The sequence below is a fragment of the Pseudomonas sp. N-137 genome (assembly GCF_034555295.1).
Classification (GTDB): domain Bacteria; phylum Pseudomonadota; class Gammaproteobacteria; order Pseudomonadales; family Pseudomonadaceae; genus Aquipseudomonas; species Aquipseudomonas rhizophila.
This window is the reverse complement of sequence record NZ_JAXUDQ010000030.1, coordinates 914,263-929,547: the sequence shown is the minus strand read 5'-3', so window position 1 is coordinate 929,547 and position 15,285 is coordinate 914,263. Positions and strand designations below refer to the sequence as shown.

The window sequence follows — 15,285 nt, the reverse complement described above, 5'->3', positions numbered from 1 at the left end:
CACGACCATGCTGCGTATCCTGCTGATCAACGACACCGCGAAAAAAGTCGGCCGTCTCAAAGCGGCCCTGATTGAGGCCGGGTTCGAAGTCATCGATGAATCCGGATTGACCATCGACCTGCCGGCACGCGTCGAAACAGTGCGTCCGGACGTGATCCTGATCGATACCGAGTCACCCGGACGCGATGTCATGGAGCAAGTGGTGCTGGTCAGCCGCGACCAGCCACGACCGATCGTCATGTTTACCGACGAGCACGACCCGGATGTAATGCGCCAGGCGATCAAATCGGGCGTGAGCGCCTACATCGTCGAAGGCATCCACGCCGCGCGCCTGCAACCGATCCTCGACGTGGCCATGGCCCGCTTCGAAAGCGACCAGGCCCTGCGCGCCCAGCTCCTGGCCCGGGACCAGCAACTGGCCGAGCGCAAACGCATCGAACTGGCCAAGGGCATGCTGATGAAGATGAAAGAATGCAACGAAGAACAGGCCTACACCCTGATGCGCCGCCAGGCCATGAGTCGCCAGCAGAAGCTGATCCAGGTGGCCGAGCAGATCATTGCGATGAATGAGCTGCTCGGCTGAAAGCCTTGCAGCGCCAGACCTGGCGCTATCGCGAGCAGGCTCGCTCCCACAGATCCTGTGGCCACTGGAACTCCAATGTGGGAGCAGGCCCGCTCCCACAGGTTTCATGGCCACTGAAGATCCACTGTGGGAGCGAGCCTGCTCGCGATAGGTCTCACACTGCTCCCCTGTTGGCACAGTTCTCGCTTTAGCAAAGCCACAGGTAACCAACGGCGGTTGCCCCACCTACGACAAAGACGTCGCACACCCTCCTCGCCCCCTGGCGATTCGGGTTGCGGCGTTTTTTTGTTTTGATCCCACAGTCCGGGGTCGGTGGTGCAGCCACAGGCGGCGCACTGCTTCAAGGCACTGACTCATTTCTCGAGACTTTTACAGCTGAGGTGCGCGATGAATTCAAGCTTCTGGAAATCCGGCCACACCCCGACACTGTTCGCGGCCTTCCTCTATTTCGACCTGAGTTTCATGGTCTGGTACCTGCTCGGTCCACTGGCGGTGCAGATCTCTGCCGACCTGCACCTGACCACCCAGCAACGCGGCCTGATGGTGGCTACGCCGATCCTGGCCGGTGCCGTACTGCGCTTGTTCATGGGCCTGCTGGCCGACCGGATTTCACCGAAAACCGCCGGTATGGTCGGTCAGGTGATTGTGATCGGTGCACTGTTCTGTGCCTGGAAACTGGGCATCCACAGCTACGAACAAGCCTTGCTGCTGGGGCTGTTCCTGGGCGTGGCCGGTGCGTCATTCGCCGTGGCCCTGCCGCTGGCCTCCCAGTGGTATCCGCCACAGCACCAGGGCAAGGCCATGGGCATTGCCGGCGCTGGTAACTCGGGCACCGTACTGGCTGCGCTGATCGCACCGGTAATGGCAGTGGCATTCGGCTGGAGCAACGTGTTCGGTTTCGCGCTGATCCCGCTGATCGTGACCCTGATCCTCTTCGCCTGGCTGGCCAAGAACGCTCCCGAGCGGCCAAAAGCCAAATCCATGGGCGACTACCTCAAGGCCCTGGGCGACCGGGACAGCTGGTGGTTCATGTTCTTCTACAGTGTGACCTTCGGCGGCTTCATCGGCCTGGCCAGCGCACTGCCCGGCTACTTCAACGACCAGTACGGCCTGAGCCCGGTGACCGCCGGTTACTACACCGCCGCTTGCGTCTTCGGGGGCAGCCTGATGCGTCCACTGGGCGGCGCCCTGGCGGATCGTTTCGGTGGCATTCGCACCCTGTTGGGCATGTACACCGTGGCCGCTGTCTGCATCGCGGCAGTGGGCTTCAATCTGCCAAGCTCCTACGCGGCCCTGGCCCTGTTCGTCTGCACCATGCTCGGTTTGGGTGCGGGCAACGGCGCGGTATTCCAACTGGTGCCACAACGCTTCCGTCGCGAGATCGGCGTGATGACCGGATTGATCGGCATGGCCGGCGGCATCGGCGGTTTCGCCCTGGCGGCAGGCATGGGCGCGATCAAGCAAAGCACCGGCAGCTATCAACTGGCACTGTGGTTGTTCGCCAGCCTCGGCGTCCTGGCCTGGTTCGGCCTGTACGGCGTCAAGCGTCGCTGGAGGACCACCTGGGGTTCGGCCGCTGTCACCGCGGCTCGGGTATAAATAGCCTCCATGAGCCTGCAACTGAGTTTTGCCGAAGCCAGTGCCATTGGCCCTCGGGAAGAAAACCAGGACGCCCTGCGCCTGGTGACCCCGGCGCCGGCCCTGGCCGCGAGCAAGGGGTACCTGTTCGCCATCGCCGACGGTGTGAGCCAATGCGCCGATGGCGGGCTGGCCGCCCGTTCGACCTTGCAGGCCCTGGCCCTGGACTACTATTCCACGCCGCAAACCTGGGGTGTGGCCCAAGCGCTGGACCGGCTGTTATTGGCACAGAATCGCTGGCTGCAAGCCAACGGTGGCGGGCAACCGCTGCTCACCACCGTCAGCGCGCTGGTCCTGCGGGGCCGGCGCTTCACCCTGGCCCACGTGGGCGATTGCCGGGTCTACCGCTGGCACGACAATCATCTGCAGCGGGTCAGTGAGGATCACGTCTGGGAACAACAGGGCATGCAGCACGTGCTCAAGCGTGCCCTGGGGCTGGATCAGCACCTGATCCTGGACTTCCTCGATGGCGAACTGCGCACCGACGAGACCTTCGTACTGCTCAGCGATGGCGTCTGGGCGGTTCTGGGGGACACGGCCATCGCCGGTATCCTTCGCGACCAGCCGGACCTGGACATTGCCGCGCAAACCCTGGTCAACGCTGCGCACCTGGCCGGCAGCCAGGACAACGCCAGCGCACTGCTGGTGCGGGTCGATGCGGTGGGCGAAGCGAGCATTGGCGATGCGCTGGCCCAGTTGCAGCAATGGCCCCTTCCCCCGGCATTGAAACCGGGGCAAGTGTTCGAGGGCTGGCAGATCGAAAGCCTGCTCGGCCAGAGCCAGCAATCGTTGCTCTACCGGGTACACGATGGCCAGGGCCAACCATGGTTGCTGAAAACCTTGCCGGGGCATCTACGGGACGATACTCAGGCCGGGCAGTCGTTGCTGTCGGAAGAGTGGTTCCTCAGGCGGGTCGCCGGGAGGCAGTTTCCGGAAGTCCACGGCGTTGCCCAGCGTCAGCATTTGTACTACGTCATGCGGGAATATTCGGGCAAGACCCTGGCCGAGCTGTTCAACCAGGGCGGCCCGTTGCCTCTGCCCCAGTGGCAGGACCTGGCGCAGCGGCTGGTGCACGCGGTGGGCCTGTTGCATCGAAGACAGATCTTTCACCGCGATATCAAGCCGGAGAACCTGCACCTGGGCGAGGATGGGGAACTGCGCTTGCTGGATTTCGGACTGGCGTATTGCCCGGGATTGTCCGAAGACCAGGCTAACGTGCTGCCCGGCACGCCCAGCTATATCGCCCCGGAAGCCTTCGGGGGTGCGCCGCCGACGGCGCAACAAGACTTGTATGCGGTCGGCGTGACTTTGTATTTCCTGCTCACCGGGCACTATCCCTACGGCGAAATCGAGGCGTTCCAGCGACCGCGCTTTGGCATACCGGTCAGTGCCCATCGCTATCGACCGGACCTGGCCGAATGGCTTGGGCAAAGCCTGGAGCGTGCCGTGGCGGCGGATCCTGGGCAACGGTTTGAAACCGCCGAGGAATGGCTGTTACTGCTGGAACAGGGTGAACGGCGCAGCTTGAGCGTCAGGCCTCGGCCGCTACTGGAAAGGGAGCCGCTGAAGGTCTGGCGCACATTGGCGCTGGTGTCTTTGGTGGTGAATCTGGTGCTGCTGTATTTAGCGTTTCATGGCTGAAACCCAGTCGCGTCTATCGCGAGCAGGCTCGCTCCCACAGGTTTTGTGTCCACCACAGATCCAATGTGGGAGCGAGCCTGCTCGCGATGGCGGCCCGATGGTCCCTGCAACTGCGCCTGCGGGACGCTCCATTACCGGGCAACACGCTTTGATTCGGTGCAATAAATCTCGCTCCAATCCGCACAACCCGCCTCCCCTCCAATAAATCCGCGCCCTCAAGCCAGTTGGCACAACCACTGCATAACCTCTCTCACCATACATAAAGCAACGCCTCCAACGATGAGGGCGGTGCTTCCCGAGAGAACGGGACAAGGACAAAGGCGTCCTCGCTAGGCAACTAGCGGGACGCCTTTTTTTGTTTTCGTAAAAATATCGAGCCAGTCCGAGCACCGTGATGAACCGGGCCTGAGCTTGCGGAGAACCCTGATGAAGAAACTCAAACTGGTGATGATCGGCAACGGCATGGCCGGGGTTCGAACCCTCGAAGAACTGCTCAAGCTGAGCAATGAGCTATACGACATCACGGTGTTCGGCGCCGAGCCTCATACCAACTACAACCGCATCCTGCTCTCGCCCGTGCTCGCCGGGGAGCAGACGTTTGAAGAGATCGTGCTCAACGACCTGAGCTGGTACCTGGACAACAACATCAAGCTGCTGCTCAACCGCAAGGTCGTGGAGATCGACCGAGTCAAGCGCCGGGTCATCGCCGAGGACGGCAGCGAAGCCGAATACGACCGTCTGCTGATCGCCACAGGCTCCACGCCATTCATCCTGCCGATTCCCGGCAACACCCTGGAGGGCGTCATTGGCTACCGCGACATCGCCGACACCCAGGCGATGATCAACACCGCCAAGACCCACAAACACGCCGTGGTGATCGGCGGCGGGCTGCTCGGCCTGGAAGCCGCCAACGGCTTGAAACTGCGGGGCATGGACGTGACAGTGGTGCACCTGGGTGAATGGCTGCTGGAGCGTCAGTTGGACAAGACCAGCGGTCAGTTGCTGCAAACCGCCCTGGAAAATCGCGGGCTGAAATTCCGCCTGAGCGAACAAACGCAAGCCCTGCACGACGCCGGCAATGGCCGGGTCGGCTCGGTGCAATTCAAGAACGGTGACATCATCCCGGCCGATCTGGTGGTGATGGCCGCCGGTATCCGCCCCAATACCGAACTGGCGGAAAAGTCCGGCATCCCTTGCAACCGCGGGATTCTGGTCAACGACACGATGCAAACCTACGACCCGCGCATCTATGCCATCGGTGAATGCGCCAGCCACCGTGGAACCGCCTACGGCCTGGTGGCACCGCTGTTCGAGCAAGCCAAGGTCTGTGCCAACCACCTCGCGCAACTGGGCTTCGCCACCTACAAGGGTTCAGTGACCTCGACCAAACTCAAAGTCACCGGCATCGACCTGTTCTCCGCCGGGGACTTCATGGGCGGCGAAGGCACCGAGACCATCACCCTTTCCGACCCGATTGGTGGCGTCTACAAAAAACTGGTGATCAAGGATGACGTGCTGGTCGGCGCCTGTCTGTACGGCGATACGGCAGACGGTGGCTGGTATTTCCGTCAGATCCGTGAGAACCACACCATCAGCGAGATCCGCGATCACCTGATGTTTGGGGAAAACGCCCTGGGAGACGTAGGACACCAGGGCCAGGACAAAGCCATGAACATGGCCGACACCGCCGAAGTCTGCGGCTGCAACGGCGTGTGCAAGGGCACCATTGTCAAGGCGATCCAGGAGCATGGGCTGTTCAGCGTCGATGATGTGAAAAAACACACCAAGGCCGCCAGTTCCTGTGGCTCCTGCGCCGGTTTGGTGGAGCAGATCCTGATCAACACCGTGGGCGGCGCGGCGGACGTCAAACCGAAAAGCGAAAAAGCCATCTGCGGTTGCAGCGATCTCAACCACGGGCAGATTCGCCAGGCGATCCGCGACCAGCATCTGCTGACCATCGCCGCAACCATGAGCTACCTGAACTGGCGCACCCCAAACGGCTGCGCCACCTGCCGCCCGGCGCTCAACTACTACCTGATTTCCACCTGGCCCGGCGAAGCGCACGACGATCCGCAGTCGCGCCTGATCAACGAGCGTGCCCACGCCAACATCCAGAAAGATGGCACTTACTCCGTCGTCCCGCGGATGTGGGGTGGCGTGACCAATCCGTCTGAGTTGCGGCGCATTGCCGATGTGGCCGACAAATACAACGTGCCGATGGTCAAGGTCACCGGCGGCCAGCGTATCGACTTGCTAGGGATCAAAAAGCAGGATCTACCCGGAGTCTGGAAAGACCTGGACATGCCGTCCGGCCACGCTTATGGCAAATCCATCCGCACCGTAAAAACCTGCGTAGGCAGCGAATTCTGCCGTTTTGGCACGCAGAACTCCACCCAATTGGGAATCGAGCTGGAGCACGACCTCTTCAACATGTGGTCGCCCCACAAAGTGAAGCTGGCCGTTTCCGGTTGCCCCCGCAACTGCTCGGAAGCGGGCATCAAAGATGTCGGCATTATCGGCGTCGATTCCGGCTGGGAGATGTACATCGGCGGTAACGGCGGGATCAAGACTGAGGTCGCCGAATTCTTCGTCAAACTCAAGACCGCCGAAGAAGTGCGCGAATACAACGGCGCATTCCTGCAGTTGTACCGCGAAGAAGCCTTCTACCTCGAACGCACCGTGCACTACATGCAACGGGTCGGCATGGAGCACATCAAGAAAGCGGTACTTGAAGATCCGCAACGACGCAAAGCCTTGCATGACCGCCTGAAGTTCTCCCTGTCGTTGGAACAGGACCCATGGAAAGAACGCCTGGAACAGCCCCAGCTGAAGAAAGAGTTTGAAGTCATCACCGTGAAAAACCTGGAGGTACCGGCATGAACTGGCTGGATATCTGCGCACTGGAAGAGATCAACGCCCTGGGCTCGCGCATCATCAATGGCCCGAAAGGCGATATCGCGATTTTTCGTACCAGCGACGATGAGGTTTTCGCACTCGATGACCGCTGCCCGCACAAGGGTGGCCCGCTGTCCCAGGGGTTGATCTATGGCAAGCGCGTGGCCTGCCCGCTGCACAACTGGCAGATCGACCTGGAAACCGGCCAGGCCCAGGCCCCGGATGTGGGTTGCGCTCATCATCATGCGGCGCGGGTCGAAAACGGCCGGGTGATGCTGGCATTGCGGGAAGCAAGCTGATGAGCCGTCAAACCACCGCCTCGACCTGCTGTTATTGCGGGGTCGGTTGCGGCGTGCTGATCGAACATGACGACGAGCGTATCCTCGGCGTCAGTGGCGATCCCGCCCACCCGGCCAACTTCGGCAAACTGTGCAGCAAGGGTTCGACCCTGCACCTGACCGGCGACCTCGCCGCGCGCGCCTTATATCCCGAACTGCGCCTGGGCAAGGGCCTGTCCCGCGCCCGCACCGATTGGGACAGCGCGCTGGATCACGCGGCCAGCATCTTCGCCGATACCATCGCCGAACACGGCCCCGACAGCGTGGCGTTCTACATCTCCGGGCAACTGCTGACCGAGGACTACTACGCCTTCAACAAACTCGCCCGGGCACTGGTGGGCACCAACAACATCGACAGCAATTCCCGGCTGTGCATGTCCTCGGCGGTGGTGGGTTACAAGCGCAGCCTCGGTGCCGACGCCCCGCCCTGCAGCTATGAAGACCTGGAGCTGAGCGACTGTGTGATGATTGTCGGCAGTAACATGGCCTACGCCCATCCGATCCTGTTTCGCCGCCTCGAGGACGCCAAGTCCCGCCGACCACAGATGAAAATCATCGTCATCGACCCACGGCGTACCGACACCTGCGACCTTGCCGACCTGCATCTGGCGATCCTGCCGGGCACCGATGTCGCCTTGTTCCATGGGATTTTGCACCTGTTGTTGTGGGAAGACTGGGTCGACCGCGGCTTCATCAAGGCCCACACCGAAGGCCTGGCGGACCTCAAGAACCTGGTGCGCGACTACACCCCGGCCATGGTCGCCCAGATCTGCGGCATCAGCGTCGAGCAACTGCACCAGTGCGCCGAATGGGTCGGCACGTCGCCCAGCTTCCTGTCGTTGTGGTGCATGGGCTTGAATCAGTCCACCGCCGGCAGTGCGAAGAACAGCGCGTTGATCAACCTGCACCTGGCCACCGGCCAAATCGGCCGGCCGGGCGCCGGGCCCTTCTCGCTGACCGGTCAGCCCAATGCCATGGGCGGTCGGGAAACCGGTAGCTTGTCGAACCTGCTGCCGGGTCATCGCGACGCCGCCAACGCCGAACATCGCGCCGAAGTCGCCCGCTACTGGGGTGTTGAACAATTGCCCGCGACCACGGGTTTGAGCGCCATCGAACTGTTCGAACAGGTTCGCAGTGGCAAGATCAAGGCACTGTGGATTGCCTGCACCAACCCCGCGCAGTCGATGCCTGACCAGACGGCGGTCCGGGAAGCCCTGCAAGCCTGTCCATTCGTGGTGCTGCAAGAGGCCTTCCGGACCACCGAAACCGCCGCGTTTGCCGACCTGCTGCTGCCAGCGGCCAGTTGGGGCGAGAAAGAAGGGTCGGTGACCAACTCCGAACGGCGTATTTCCCACGTCCGCCGGGCGATTGCCGCACCGGGTGAGGCACGGCCGGACTGGGCAATTACCGTGGATTTCGCCCAACGCCTGGAGAAACGCCTGCGCCCGGGTCAACCCAGCCTGTTCGCCTTTGAAACCCCGGCCCAGTTGTTCGATGAATACAAGCAACTGACCCGTGGCCGCGACCTGGACTTGTCCGGTATCAGCCATGCCCTGATCGATCAACTCGGTCCTCAGCAATGGCCCTTCCCGCAAGGCGCCAGCAGCGGAACACCGCGCCTGTATCTGGACGGGATTTTTCCTACCGACAATGGCCGCGCGCGGTTTGTCGCAGAACCGTATCGCGCCGCCAAAGAGTTGCGCGACGCCCGCTACCCATTGACCCTCAACACGGGTCGCCTGCGGGACCAATGGCATGGCATGAGCCGCACCGGCACCGCCGCGCAATTGTTCGGTCATGTGAACGAAGCCGTGCTCAGCCTGCACCCTGACGAACTGCTTCGCCATCGCCTGCAAGCCGGTGACCTGGTCAGCCTCAAGAGCCGTCGTGGCGCCGTGATCGTGGCGGTGGACAGCGACGACAGCGTGCGCCCCGGGCAGGCGTTTCTGCCCATGCACTGGGGCGACCGCTTTCTCAAGGGTGGGGTCAATACCCTGACTCAACCGGCCTTCGACCCCCTGTCAAAACAGCCGGAACTCAAACACAGCGGCGTGCGCCTGGAACCGGTGAACCTGCCCTGGCAGCTTTTCGCCCTGGTCGAAGGCGATGTTCAACAGCACTTGGAGACTTTGCGACCACTGTGTGAGGCGTTTGCCTACGTCAGCCTGAGCCTGACTGGGCGCGAACGTCCCGCGTTGCTGATTCGCGCGGCCAGCGCCGTCGCCCCCGAACCGCAGTTGCTGCAGGCGATCGACGAGCAATTGGGGCTGATCGAAGGGCCGGTGCTGGCCTATGACGACCCGCGTCGTTCCATCGGTAAACGGGTGCGAATCGAGAACGGTCGCATCACCGCCATTCGCCTGGCCGGCGAAACCCTGGCCCGCCACTGGCTGCAAAACCTCTGGCTGGAAGGCCGCGCCGATGAGCAGTTGCGGCGCTGGCTGCTGGCGCCTTTGAGCGCCCCACCAGGCAATGCCGGCGCCGCCGTTGGCGGCAGCAAAACACTGTGCAACTGCATGAACGTCAGCCAGCGTGCGATCTGCGCCGGCATTGAACGTGGCCTGGACTTGCAGGGGCTGAAACAGGAACTGGGCTGCGGCACGCAATGCGGCTCCTGTGTACCGGAAATCAAACGCCTGCTGGTTGCCACCGCGCAACCGGTGGCCGCTGTCTCGTGAGGAAAACACTATGAACGCAAAAGTCTGGCTGGTGGGTGCAGGTCCTGGCGACCCTGAATTGCTGACCCTCAAAGCCGTGCGCGCCTTGGGCGAAGCCGACGTGGTGTTGATCGACGATCTGGTCAACGATGCGGTGCTGGAGCACTGCCCTGGCGCGCGGATCATCGCCGTCGGCAAGCGCGGCGGATGCCGTTCCACGCCACAGGCTTTTATCCATCGGCTGATGCTGCGTTATGCCCGTCAGGGCAAATGCGTGGTACGCCTCAAGGGCGGCGACCCGTGCATCTTCGGCCGGGGCGGCGAAGAGGCGCAGTGGCTGCGCGAGCATGGCGTCGAAGTGGAACTGGTCAATGGCATTACGGCCGGCCTCGCGGGTGCGACGCAATGTGATATTCCGCTGACGCTGCGTGGGATTGCCCGGGGCGTGACGCTGGTCACCGCCCACACCCAGGACGGTAGCAGCCTGAACTGGCAAGCCCTGGCACAAAGCGGGACCACCTTGGTGGTGTACATGGGGGTGGCGAAACTGAGCGAGATCCGCGAGCAACTGCTGGCCGGAGGCCTGGCGGCGGACACGCCGGTGGCGATGATTGAAAATGCCTCTCTGCCCCATCAGCGCGACTGTCGCAGTGACCTGACCTCGATGGAGGCCGATGCAGGCGCATTTCAACTCAAGAGCCCGGCGATCCTGGTGATTGGCGAGGTGGCCAGAGCTGCTGAGCTGGCAGGCGCGCAACCGGCCTGGGTCCAGGCTTCGGCGCTATAGCACAGACACCAGCAAACCTGTGGGAGCGAGCCTGCTCGCGATGGCGGTGGATCAGCAACATTGATGCTGACTGACACACCGCCATCGCGAGCAGGCTCGCTCCCACAGTTTTTTGTGTTTCTCCAGCCCCGCCCCTGATTTTCATAAATCGCAGGCAAAGAAAAGCCCGGCCTAAGCCGGGCTTTTCCAAAGCTGTGGGCTAATTACTTAGCTTCGGCTTCAACCTGCGCTTCTACGCGACGGTTAACAGCACGGCCAGCGTCAGTAGCGTTGTCGGCAACTGGGCGGGATTCGCCGTAGCCAACAGACTGAACGCGGGACGATTCAACACCGTACTGGTTGGTCAGGACTTGCTTAACGGCGTTTGCACGACGCTCGGACAGAGCCTGGTTGTAAGCGTCAGGACCGACGGAGTCAGTGTGACCTTCAACAGTAGTGGTGGTGGATGGGTACTGCTTCATGAAATCAGCCAGGTTCTTGATGTCGCCGTAGCTGTTTTCTTTAACGACCGACTTGTCGAAGTCGAACTTGACGTCCAGCTCAACACGTACGACTTCAGCAACAGCTGGGCAGCCATCAGCGTCAACGGTTACGTTGGCTGGGGTGTCAGGGCACTTGTCGACGTTGTCGCACACGCCATCGTTGTCGCTGTCGGAGCAGACTTCAGCCGGAGCTGGAACTGGAGCAGCAGCAGGCTTGGAGCCGCCACCGAAGTTCACACCGATACCGACGCTTGGAGCCCACTCGGTGTCGCCCTGGTCGATGTTGTACTGAGCTTCAACGCCGGCACGGGCGTAGAAGTTGTCAGTGAAGTACAGCTTGGCACCGCCGCCAACGTTGGCGAAGGTGGAGCCGTTGCGACCGCTACGGCCGTTCTGACCGATGCTCTGATCGGAGAAACCAGCCGATACGTAAGGACGCAGCATGTCGCCTGGGTTGTTGAAGTGGTACAGAGCGTCCAGAGCGGTGTTGGAGCCCTTGATGTTACGACCGTCTTCGGCACGTGCGTTGTGCACTTCGTCGTAGGCCAGACGCAGTTCTACGTCGTCGGTCAGGAAGTAACCAATCGAGCCGCCGAACAGGTTGCCGTTGTTCTTGAAGTCGCGAGCGCTGTCGAACATTTCTTTCTTGGCGAAGCCTTCGATTTCAACTGCGCCTTGGCCTTGTGCCAGAGCGCCGAACGAAGTGGCAGCAATCAAAGAACCAATGGCAAAGCCCAAGGTGTTTTTCAGTTTCATCCGTTAAATCCCCATCTGGTGATTGTAAAGCAGTCCCGCAAACCGGGGGACAACTCGGCGACAAGTCTATCAGAACTTGCCTACACGTAAGAGATATTTGCGCCGAACTAAGTTTCAGCAATACCCGCAAATTTCTCACGCAATTTATCAAGAGCGCGCTTGTAACGCATTTTTGTCGCGCTCAACCCCATGTGCATTATGTCTGCGATCTCTTGGAATTCCAGCTCTGCGACAAATCGTAGCACCAGAATTTCCCGGTCGATCGGGTTCACATGGACAAGCCAGCGATCCAGCCCACCCTTTTCCTCTGGTTTGGGCGCCTTTTCTTCAGACGCTTCCTCCAGAGGATCCAGGCTCAAAGCATCCATCAAGCGACGCTTTCGCCGTTCCTTGCGGTACTGCGTGATGCATTCGTTGTACGTGATGCTATAGAGCCATGTCTTGAACTTCGATTTCCCCTCGAAGTTCTTCAGGCCATACAGCACCTTCAACATCACCTCCTGACAGACATCGTCAGCATCACGATCGTTCCCCAGATAACGCGCACAAACGTTAAATAATGTTCTCTGGTAACGGCGCATCAATTCTTCGTAAGCACGCGTTACGTGGAAAAGTTCCGTATGCGCGCGCGCGACCAACTCCTCATCGGAGAGATCACGGGGGTCGTAGCGCGTGGATAGCGATTGGGGTTTGTTCAAAACAAGTCGGGCCGACAGTCTAGGTCAATGTGCGCCGCAGCCTGCGTTAACGGGCATTTTGCGGCGGCATACATTAGCAGGGTTTGCCGGGTTAGCGGCTACTCACATGCTGTTCCAGTAGGATCCGATTGGAGAGCGATACCAATTCACCCTCCTCGGTCAGCAATGTGGTCTTCACCGTGCCGATCTCTTCGATCTGGCCTTCGACCTCGCCAACACGCACTTGTTGCCCAACCTCATACAATTCACGCACATAGATTCCCGCAAGAATCTGGCCGGCGATTTCCCGGCTTCCCAACCCCATTGCCAGCGCAACCGCCAGACCAACGGTAATCAATACGATGACGATCACATGGTTGAGCAGGTCAGTCTTGACCTCCAACTGGCTGATCGCGACCGAAATACTGATGATGATCACCAGGCCCTGGGCAATTCGCCCCAAGCCCTGGGCGTAGTCAAGCCCGACACCTTCGGCCGCGCCGCGCACCAGCCCGTTGGCCAATTGCGCCAGCAGAACGCCCACCAGCAATACCAGCGCGGCACCGAAAACCTTCGGCAAATACAGCGCAAGCATATCGAGCGTAGCTGAAACTCGCTCAAGGCCCAGGGATTCAGCGGCAGAAACCAGGAAAATCAGCAGAACGAACCAGTAGACGATCTTGCCGACCAAGGTCGAGATCGGAACCTGAATGCCACCGCGCGACAGCAGCTTGGTCAGGCCGGTGCCGCCCATCAGGCGGTCGAGCCCCAATTTGGCGAGCAGTTTTGAAAGCAGGGTGTCCAGCAGCTTGGCCACCACGAACCCCAACAACAGCACCACCAGGGCGCCGAAGAGGTTGGGGATGAAATTAGCCACCTTGGTCCACAACGCGGTCATTGCCGTGACGAGGCTCTGGGTCCAGAGATCAAGTTCCATATTCAATCAGCCTTATCAGCGGTGCGAGTAACAGGTTTACGACGGGAAACCGGCGAAACGTGGGCCGACCCGTTATTCAGGGCGATCATCAGCGCGGGCAACCAGCGGCCCAGCAGGCTGAACAGATCGCCGGCGCCAACCTGGCGGTTGGCGGTTTTCAGTACACGTCCCAGGCATGCATCGTCGTCCCGGCTGGACGGCGAAGCCTTGAGCATGTCGCGCAAAGACTGTTCAAACGGATCGTGCATACGCACCTCTCGTGATGTCTGTGAAAGACGCGATCAAATTTCGGCAGGTCACATGGCGCCCCGTCAAACCCAGCGCAAACGGCGGAACAGCCACCACTGACCGAGGGCCACGCCGACCATCAACAGGCATGCAACCAGGAAGCCATAAGGGCTTTCGGAGAACGGAATACCGCCGACGTTGATGCCCAAAAGACCGGTGAGAAAACTCATCGGCAGAAAAATCCCGGTGATGATGCCGAAGCGGTACATGGTGCGATTCATACGCACCGACAGACGCCGGTCCTCGGCCTCCAGCACAAGCCCCACGCGCTCTCGGGTCAATTCCAGCTCTTCGAGGTAGCGGGTCAGGCTGTTGTTCAATTCATTCCAGTAATCGCCATCATCCTCGACAAACCACGGCAGTTTGAGCCGTGTCATCTGGCCGAAAATATCCCGCTGGGGGGCCAGGAACCGCTTCAGCCCGGCCGCCCTTCTGCGAATGTGCAAAATGGCATCATGCTCGGGGGTATACCGTTCGTCGGTATCAATCTTTTCTTCTTCGCTATCGACGATTTCCGAGAGCTGGGTGACCAGATCCTGCACCTTGTTGGTCAGGTACTGCGCCATATAAAGGATGAGTTCCGACGCAGTCCTTGGCCCCTCGCCCTCGGCCAGTTGCGTCAACAGTTCATCGGTGGCGCGCAACGGACGCAGGCGCAGGGAGATCACTCGCTGGGGGGACGCGAAGATCCGCACCGACACCATGTCCTCCGGTTCTGCGCCCGGATTGAGGTTGACGCCGCGCAGAAACAGCAGCAGTTCGGCGTTGGGCAGCGGCAACAGGCGCGGCCGGGTGTTCTCCTCCAGCAGCAGGTCGCAGTTGAATTCGCTCAGGCCACTGGACTTGCGCAGCCAGGTGTGGGTTTGCGGATGACTGCGATCCCAGTGCAGCCACAAGCTTTCGTGGGCCTGTAACTGCAAATCGTCGAGTTCTGTCCGGGCTATCGAACGCGCGCCACCATTACCGTCCAGCACCAGGGCATGCACCAGCCCCCATTGCGCGTTTTCTTCCTCGAACATCCTCATCCCTTATGGCTTTGACGCTTCATTCAGGCATTTTCAGCGGGCTGGGCGACACAATCACGCCGTTGTTGTCCGCATAGACATACTCGCCTGGACGAAACGTCACGCCGGCAAAGGTCACCGCGACATTGAGATCGCCGATGCCCCGCTTGTCGGTTTTCATCGGATGGCTGGCCAGGGCCTGGACACCAAGGTCTGTCTGGGCAATGACGTCGACGTCGCGGATGCAACCGTAAATCACCAGCCCTTCCCAGCCGTTTTTCGCGGCTTTTTCGGCCAGCATGTCACCCAGCAATGCCCGGCGCAGTGAGCCGCCGCCATCGACCACCAACACTTTGCCGTTGCCCTTGAGTTCCACCTGCTCCTTGACCAGGGAGTTGTCCTCGAAGCACTTGATGGTCACGATTTCGCCGCCGAAGGAATCGCGGCCACCGAAATTGCTGAACATCGGCTCCAACACTTGCACCAACTCCGGGTAGGCGTCGCACAGGTCGGGCGTGAGGTAATGGTTCATTGAACAACTCCTGTAAAGGCTGGAACGTCAGGCTGAGTGAGCAACCGTTTGTGACCGGAACCGCGTATCG

At 60.8% G+C, this 15,285-nt stretch carries 13 protein-coding genes; 7 read left to right on the top strand and 6 right to left on the bottom strand.

All coding sequences use genetic code 11. From position 1 onward, the window contains the following. Window positions 1-7: 7 nt before the first annotated feature. From T3A99_RS25305 to cobA, 7 genes are all read left to right on the top strand, one after another. The gene (locus tag T3A99_RS25305) at window positions 8-583 is read left to right on the top strand and encodes an ANTAR domain-containing response regulator (protein ID WP_025212689.1); all 576 of its coding nucleotides are present in this window, start codon (window positions 8-10) and stop codon (window positions 581-583) included. Between the two features lie 387 nt (window positions 584-970). Beyond that, a complete protein-coding gene (locus T3A99_RS25300) occupies window positions 971-2,182 on the top strand; it encodes a nitrate/nitrite transporter (RefSeq protein WP_047227151.1) in 1,212 nt (403 codons plus the stop codon). Window positions 2,183-2,191: 9 nt separating this feature from the next. Further along, a complete protein-coding gene (locus T3A99_RS25295; protein WP_160891979.1) occupies window positions 2,192-3,862 on the top strand; it encodes a bifunctional protein-serine/threonine kinase/phosphatase in 1,671 nt (556 codons plus the stop codon). Window positions 3,863-4,288: 426 nt separating this feature from the next. Further along, window positions 4,289-6,742 carry a nitrite reductase large subunit NirB gene (gene nirB, locus T3A99_RS25290; RefSeq protein WP_160891977.1) on the top strand — a complete coding sequence of 818 codons (2,454 nt, stop codon included), beginning with the start codon at window positions 4,289-4,291 and terminating at the stop codon, window positions 6,740-6,742. Next, window positions 6,739-7,056 (top strand): nitrite reductase small subunit NirD, encoded by a 318-nt coding sequence (gene nirD / locus T3A99_RS25285; RefSeq protein ID WP_047227148.1) that lies wholly within the window; start codon window positions 6,739-6,741, stop codon window positions 7,054-7,056. Before nirB ends, nirD begins: the two co-directional genes overlap by 4 nt. Next, window positions 7,056-9,773 carry a nitrate reductase gene (locus tag T3A99_RS25280; RefSeq protein WP_107322191.1) on the top strand — a complete coding sequence of 906 codons (2,718 nt, stop codon included), beginning with the start codon at window positions 7,056-7,058 and terminating at the stop codon, window positions 9,771-9,773. The genes nirD and T3A99_RS25280 overlap by 1 nt, the downstream gene beginning before the upstream one ends. Window positions 9,774-9,783: 10 nt before the next feature. Next, a complete protein-coding gene (cobA, locus tag T3A99_RS25275; protein ID WP_047227146.1) occupies window positions 9,784-10,539 on the top strand; it encodes a uroporphyrinogen-III C-methyltransferase in 756 nt (251 codons plus the stop codon). Between the two features lie 203 nt (window positions 10,540-10,742). Here cobA and T3A99_RS25270 read toward each other — a convergent pair whose 3' ends face one another. The 6 genes from T3A99_RS25270 to rraA all read right to left on the bottom strand — a co-directional run bounded on the left by T3A99_RS25270 (window position 10,743) and on the right by rraA (window position 15,215). Next, complete coding sequence (locus T3A99_RS25270) at window positions 10,743-11,777, bottom strand: OmpA family protein (protein ID WP_076385661.1); 1,035 nt, start codon at window positions 11,775-11,777, stop codon at window positions 10,743-10,745. Window positions 11,778-11,884: 107 nt separating this feature from the next. Next, the gene (gene sigX, locus T3A99_RS25265; RefSeq protein ID WP_042729583.1) at window positions 11,885-12,475 is read right to left on the bottom strand and encodes an RNA polymerase sigma factor SigX; all 591 of its coding nucleotides are present in this window, start codon (window positions 12,473-12,475) and stop codon (window positions 11,885-11,887) included. Window positions 12,476-12,566: 91 nt separating this feature from the next. After that, on the bottom strand, window positions 12,567-13,391 hold the full coding sequence (locus T3A99_RS25260; RefSeq protein WP_047227144.1) for a mechanosensitive ion channel family protein: 825 nt from the start codon (window positions 13,389-13,391) through the stop codon (window positions 12,567-12,569). Window positions 13,392-13,393: 2 nt separating this feature from the next. Beyond that, window positions 13,394-13,639: a hypothetical protein gene (locus tag T3A99_RS25255; RefSeq protein ID WP_014337331.1), complete on the bottom strand. Its 246-nt coding sequence runs from the start codon at window positions 13,637-13,639 to the stop codon at window positions 13,394-13,396. Window positions 13,640-13,702: 63 nt separating this feature from the next. Continuing rightward, on the bottom strand, window positions 13,703-14,698 hold the full coding sequence (locus tag T3A99_RS25250; RefSeq protein ID WP_047227143.1) for a zinc transporter ZntB: 996 nt from the start codon (window positions 14,696-14,698) through the stop codon (window positions 13,703-13,705). Window positions 14,699-14,723: 25 nt separating this feature from the next. Then, complete coding sequence (gene rraA / locus T3A99_RS25245; protein WP_047227142.1) at window positions 14,724-15,215, bottom strand: ribonuclease E activity regulator RraA; 492 nt, start codon at window positions 15,213-15,215, stop codon at window positions 14,724-14,726. Window positions 15,216-15,285 lie beyond the last annotated feature (70 nt).